The organism is Bacteroidales bacterium, from assembly GCA_018334875.1.
GTDB lineage: Bacteria > Bacteroidota > Bacteroidia > Bacteroidales > UBA12077 > JAGXLC01.
In genome coordinates, this window is sequence record JAGXLC010000220.1 from 1 (window position 1) to 6,814 (window position 6,814).

General features: G+C 43.9%; 6 protein-coding genes. All 6 read left to right on the forward strand.

Going from position 1 to position 6,814, the window contains the following annotated elements; translation table 11 throughout:
• Nucleotides 1-1,554: exo-alpha-sialidase (locus KGY70_14775; GenBank protein MBS3776457.1), on the forward strand; the 1,554-nt coding region annotated here is incomplete at its 5' end.
• A 34-nt stretch (nucleotides 1,555-1,588) separates the two neighbouring features.
• Nucleotides 1,589-2,839, forward strand: coding sequence for an exo-alpha-sialidase (locus KGY70_14780; protein ID MBS3776458.1), 1,251 nt, complete (start codon nucleotides 1,589-1,591; stop codon nucleotides 2,837-2,839).
• Between the two features lie 52 nt (nucleotides 2,840-2,891).
• Complete coding sequence (locus KGY70_14785) at nucleotides 2,892-3,578, forward strand: HAD family phosphatase (GenBank protein MBS3776459.1); 687 nt, start codon at nucleotides 2,892-2,894, stop codon at nucleotides 3,576-3,578.
• A 6-nt stretch (nucleotides 3,579-3,584) separates the two neighbouring features.
• Nucleotides 3,585-4,916 (forward strand): exo-alpha-sialidase, encoded by a 1,332-nt coding sequence (locus tag KGY70_14790; protein MBS3776460.1) that lies wholly within the window; start codon nucleotides 3,585-3,587, stop codon nucleotides 4,914-4,916.
• A 62-nt stretch (nucleotides 4,917-4,978) separates the two neighbouring features.
• Nucleotides 4,979-6,433 (forward strand): hypothetical protein, encoded by a 1,455-nt coding sequence (locus KGY70_14795; protein MBS3776461.1) that lies wholly within the window; start codon nucleotides 4,979-4,981, stop codon nucleotides 6,431-6,433.
• A 164-nt stretch (nucleotides 6,434-6,597) separates the two neighbouring features.
• Nucleotides 6,598-6,814: hypothetical protein (locus tag KGY70_14800; GenBank protein ID MBS3776462.1), on the forward strand; the 217-nt coding region annotated here is incomplete at its 3' end.

A 6,814-nucleotide genomic window follows, 5' to 3' on the forward strand; every position in this document is an offset into this window, starting at 1 on the left:
GGCGGGAGTTTGCCGGAAGCATTCCATCTGAACCAAACCGATGCATGGTATCCCCGTCCGGTGCCATTGAAGGTTGGTACCACTCCCTCCAACTCCTGGGAGCTTTATAATATGCACGGGCTTGTCGAGGAGTGGTGCCTGGATTGGTATGGACCTTATCTCGCGACCCTGCAGATTGACCCTGTGGGGTATGCCAGTGGAAATTTCAAGGTAACGCGTGGAGGGAGTCACAATACAGAGGCTAAATTCTTGCGCAGTGCAAACAGGATGGGTATGTTACCTGATGACAAAAATTGTATGGTGGGCTTCAGAGTAGTTCAGGCCGAAATGCCGGATTCCGAACCATCCGGTCCCCCCGCTAAAAAATTTTGGGCTGCTGACATCAGTCAAACCGGGAGTAAGTGGGAGAGAAATATCAATATGGATGAGCCTTATTTTGAGGATCCCATTTATTTTCAAAAGGTACCGCCTGAGTCTAACGGTCCCCTGTATTCAGCCCATAACCACTGTCCCGATATAACTCCCTTGCCGAATGGAGACCTTTTTGCTACCTGGTATACAACTGTTGAAGAACAGGGGCGTGAACTGGCAGTGGCTGCTGCCCGTTTCAGGAAAGGAGCAGAAGAATGGGATAAGCCATCCCTGTTTTATAAGGCACCCGACAGAAACATGCATGCCACTTCCATCTGGTGGGATAGAGCCAATAAACGAATTTATCATTTTCAGGGCATTGGCGTCAGTTATGGCTGGGGGAGGCTTGCTCTGATCATGCGAACCAGTGAGGACAATGGTGTCACATGGTCAAAGCCCCATTGGATCAACCGGGAACATGGCCTGCGCAACATGCCCATAGCAGGTGTGATTAAAACTTCTGACGGATCCATTGTGGTGCCCTGTGATGCAGTTACCGCGGGGCATGGAGGAACCGCCGTTCACATCAGCCATAATGAAGGTAAAACCTGGTACGATCCGGGTGCAGGAAAACCAAAGCCCCTCTTTGAAGCAGGAGAAACCGGCGGATGGATTGCCGGCATTCATGCAGGGGTGGTTGAACTAAAGGATGGTCGTCTGATGGCTCTTGGCCGCGGCGATAACATCAACGGACATATGCCTGTGAGCATCTCGGATGATATGGGAAAATCCTGGACCTATTCCGCCAGTCCATTTCCGCCCATATCCAGCGGTCAGCGCCTGGTGCTGATGCGCCTGGATGAAGGGCCCCTGCTTTTTGCTTCATTTACCGGTCCCCACAACGATGATAAGGGAATTGAATTTACGGGCAAAAACGGGAGTTCTTTCCGGGGTTATGGTTTGTTTGCAGCCCTTTCTTACGATGAAGGAGAAACCTGGCCGGTACGCAAGCTGGTAACGCCCGGAAAAGGTGAATATGACGGCGGAGCCCATACCGGAACTTTTAAGACCGATGCCAGCCATGCTGAGCCCCGTGGTTATATGGCAGCAACACAATCTCCGGATAGAATTATTCATCTTATCTCAAGTAAAATACATTACCGTTTCAACCTGGAATGGTTAAAGAAGAAAGCAGATGTATAATTTGGTAATTATCTATAAATCAAATCTCATGTACATGATTGAACGTTTATTTTCAAAAAATAAAGTGTCTGGGAATAACGGGGTTCTGTTATTCTTATTTCTGCTATTGACTTATTCTGCAATGGCTCAGGAGCAGCCAAAAAGTCTTTCACCGCCTGATCCCAAGACCAATCCTGGTTCTGCACTCATGCTTGATGGTGATTGGGTGCCAGAAGATCCGCATGCAATCGATTTTGAGAATTTGCCCCGCATTCCAGCCAAACATAGGGTAATAAATGATGTGAGTAAAGAAGATGGGGTTAATCAGCATAATTATTTGATCCGTTATAATGGCAAATTCTGGGTGATGTGGAGTGATGGCCCAGGCGTTGAGGATAGGGTAGGTCAGGTAGTGAAATATGCTAACAGTAAAGATGGTTTGAATTGGAGTGATCCCAAAATGCTAACGCCTTATCCCCCTCATTCAGAACCGGATTCTCCTCATTATAACACCCGGTCAGATGAGGGTTTTCGTTGGATATCCCGTGGATTTTGGAAGCGGGATGGAGAGCTTCTGGCCCTTGCTTCTCTGGATGAAGCAGCGGGTTTTTTTGGTCCTGATCTGGAGCTAAGGGCTTTTTGCTGGGATGATCAATCAAATATATGGGAGGATGCAGGGGTGGTTTGGGACGATGCCATCAACAATTTTCCACCTAAAAAATTACCCACCGGCGAATGGTTAATGTCACGACGAACCCACGATTACGCGGAAGCAGGGATTCAATTTCTAGTAGGAGGCAACGAAAGTATCTTTCAATGGGAATCTTTTGAAGTGCCTGGTTCGTCTGACATATTGGACTCAGAAGAACCCTACTGGTGGATATTGCCTGATGGGGAGAATCTTATGTCGCTTTACAGGGATAACCGGGGAAGCGGTTATCTTTACAGATCATTTTCCACCGACTATGGTCGAACCTGGCACCGCCCCGTACAAACCAATTTCCCTGATGCCCGGTCGAAATTTCATGGCATCAGGCTGACCGACGGCCGTTACGTGCTGGTGTCCAATCCCAACCCGGAGCGCCGTGACCCGCTTGCCCTCTCGATCAGCAAGGATGGAATGGTTTTTACGAAGATGGCCTATCTCATAGGTGGACGTCATGTAGACTATCCCCATGTACTCGAACATGATGGATACCTGTATGTGGCTTTTTCCGGCGGAAAACAATCTATCGAGGTGCTGAAAATAAAGATATCAGATTTGGATCACCTTAAAATGCCCGAATCAATGGAGTTTAGAAGGTAACAGTTTATTGGATGAAATTTATAATCAAATCAATTAAATTAAATATTTCGTTATGCAATCACAATTAATGAAGGCAGTCATTTTTGATATGGACGGCGTATTGGTGGACAGCGAACCTTTTCATGTAGAAGTTGAAAAGAGGCTTTTTAAGCGTTTCCACCTGAATGTTTCAGATGAAGAACACAGGAATTATATGGGTAAAGCTTCCGATGTCATGTGGAGTGAGATCATAAAAAAGAAGAATCTGCCCTGGAATACAGCAGAAATGGTTAAACTTAATCATGAAGAATCCAGAAATTATTTTGCAGGCTTATACAAGATTGATCCAATGCCCGGAGTATTGGATTTGCTGGACGACTTAAAAAATAACCACATTCCGATGGCCGTGGCATCTTCCTCAGATTCAGAGACCGTTGAAATGATTATGGAAAAATCAGGCTTGATAAAATATTTTAGGTATATTGTAAGCAGTAATTTGGTTGGGAAGAGTAAACCTGAACCGGATATTTTTCTTTATACCGCCCAATTGCTGGGCGTTGGCCCGGAATATTGCCTGGTTATAGAAGATTCAACCAACGGCATTCAAGCAGCAAAAGCTGCGAATATGTTATGTATAGCATTTAATGGATCTTCTTCTGATAATCAGGATCAGAGCCTAGCTGATATGCAGGTAAAAGATTTTTTTCATTTGAAAGAAATATTGAACAAATATCTTGAGGTGCAAAAAACAAAAAACTAACATATTATGACTACTTCGACTATAAGAAGACCATTAACAGCTTTATCAGTCTCTTTACTGCTTGCTTTGGTGTGTTCCAATGTTCATGCCCGGAGACCTGTTTTCAATTCTGAAATCATTATACCTTATCAAAATGAGCATGTTCATGGTTCAACCATAGAAGAACTACCCAACGGCGATCTTTTGGCCGCCTGGTTTCAGGGTAGTGGAGAGCGATGGGCTGATGATGTCAAAATATTTGGTGCAAGGAAAAAATATGGAAGTAATGAGTGGAGTGAACCGTTTGTTTTGGCTGATGTGGAAGGCTTTCCTGATATCAATCCGGTCCTTTTTGTGGATGGTAAAAGTAGGCTCTGGCTCATGTGGTATACGGTAATTGCCAATCAGTGGGAGACTTCATTATGTAAATACAGAATCAGTGAGGATTATATGAATATGTTGGGACCCCCCAATTGGAACTGGCAGGAAAACCTGCATGTTAAACCAGGCGATAAAGCTGAACGTGGTATTCAACCAGACGATTCATTTGTTCAATCAGTAAATAGGCAATTGGACAATTATATTGAAACCGCTAATGTGGAAGCTGACAATGAAAGAATCCAACAATGGAAAGAGAGGATTATGGCCAAAGCCAAAGGTAAGGATATGGTGAAAAACGGACGATTATATAAGGAAGACGGGACTTATGAGCATACTGAGCTGGGCTATCCTTATTTTAGAAGGATGGGATGGCAAACCAGAAACAAACCGTTCATAACCACTGAGGGCCGAGTGATTGTTCCTCTCTACTCCGATGGATTTAGCTTTTCTTTAATGGCTTTTACTGACAATTGGGGTGAAACCTGGGAGTTTAGTACACCACTTGTTGGGGCAGGCAATATACAACCAGCAATTGCAGAAACCGAATCGGGTGAATTGGTAGCTTATATGCGGGACAATGGTCCTCCGCCCAAGCGTCTCCATGTCAGTCGTTCAAGCGATGATGGAGAGACCTGGAGCCTGGTAAAGGATTCGGAGATACCCAATCCAGGGTCTGCAGCAGATATAGTGACATTAAAAAACGGCCATTGGGTATTAATTTATAACGATACAACCGAAGGACGTCATAGCCTTGCCGTATCTGTTTCTGAGGATGAGGGAAAAACCTGGCCATGGACCAGGAAAATCGAATTTGATGATGGCAATGATCCGGTAACCGCAGGATATCCCGCTATAATTCAAGGAAAGAATGGCAACCTTCATGTAAGTTACAGTTATCGCCAACTTTCAAAGAATGGAAGGGAAAGAAAGACAATAAAATACGCTACATTTAATGAGGAATGGATTAAGGGGGAATAGTTCGATAATGAATTTCTTCCGTATTAAACTGAAAAGCATTAAATTTGAAAAATTTCGCAATTATGATTTTATATAGACCAACAAGGATGTCCCTACCTACACTTTTTCTTTTTTTTCTTATTTACTTATTGTCATTTTCAAATTGCAAATCTCCGAAGAAAGAAAAAACTGGTGAGGAAGGTATCTCTGAAACACCCCTGGATATTTACGTGGATACTGCCGGTTCCGATTTTAATTATCGGGTTATGCATCATGCTAAAAGGGAGGATTATACATTGTATATTCTGAGAATGACTTCCCAGAAATGGCTAAATGAGCAATTGGTGGAGGACCCTACTTGGTGGCATTGGGTAAGTATTGTGGTACCGGATTCTGTTGAGTATGAAACGGCATTTATATGGATTGGAGGAGGAGACAGAGACGATGAATTACCTGTTAAGGCGGACTCTATGCTGGTTCAGTCCGCTGTTTTGACCAATACAATTGCTGTGGGGATACATAATATTCCAAATCAACCGCTGACCTTTTCCGGAGATACCATGGGTGAAAGGAAAGAGGACGAATTGATTGCCTACGGTTGGCGAAAATTTCTTGAAGGGAGTGCGGATGATGAAGATGCGGTTTGGTTGGCCCGGTTGCCTATGACCAATGCAGTGCATTGTGCCATGGATGCAGTATCAGAATTTGTTTTAAAAGAAGAAAATTTAGAAGTAAACAATTATGCTGTAGCCGGAGGCTCCAAGCGGGGATGGACTACATGGACCACAGCAGCCACAGATGACCGTGTCGTAGCCATGATTCCCATTGTCATCGATCTGCTGAATCTGGAACCTTCCTTTAAACATCATTGGAGAAACTATGGATTTTGGGCCCCGGCCGTACATGATTATGTTGATGAAGGGATCATGGAGTGGATAGGTTCTGTGGAATTCGATCGTTTAATGGAGATTACGGAGCCTTATTCCTATATAGAACGCTATGATATGCCGAAACTGCTGGTTAATGCTACCGGTGACCAGTTTTTTCAGCCGGATAGCTGGCAGTTTTACTGGAATGACCTGAAAGAGGAAAAGTATCTCCGGTATGTTCCAAATACCGGGCATTCATTGGATGACACAGATGCCATGCAAACGATCATGGCCTTTTATGATGCTGTGGTAAATCATAAGGCCCTTCCGGATTATCATTGGAAAGTGGGGGACTCTCATATTGCTGTAAGGACAGATCCTGAAGATCCCATCGAGGAAGTAAAGCTCTGGTATGCTGTTAACGAAGAAAAACGGGACTTCAGAGTGGATGAAATCGGAAAAGTTTGGCAAGACAGTATCATCCGGATCAATCAGGACGGCCATTATAACATCAGGCTTTCCGGGCCGAAAAAGGGATGGAAGGCATATTTTATTGAACTAACCTATAATTATGGTCTTCCTCTCAAATTAACAACAGGGGTAAAGGTGCTTCCCGATGAGTACCCTTATCCTCCTTATGAAAGTCCTGATCCAAAGGGAACGCGATGAGATGAAGACTTTAAAATTTGGCTGAGTTATAACAAGTATTTGGGCTGCACAAACGTAAAGAGAAAGAATAATTTGCGCATATTTCCCTGCTGGTTTAAAATATTGGAATTGAATTTTAAGTATCGAGTAAAATTAAAATAATTAATTCTATAAATGAACAGTCTATGAAAAAGATTACAATCCTGTTATTTGTCATTATTGCCATGAATACTCCTTCATGGGCACAGAGCTATAATCCTGAAGCACCTGGTGTTGTGATCAATCATTCACCGGCTTCTTCCGGGAAGTATATAGGTTCCCCATCTCTTGTGGTCATGCCTAACGGCGATTATATAGCCTCACATGATTATTTCGGTCCAGGGGGCGGCCGTGGTTCATGGG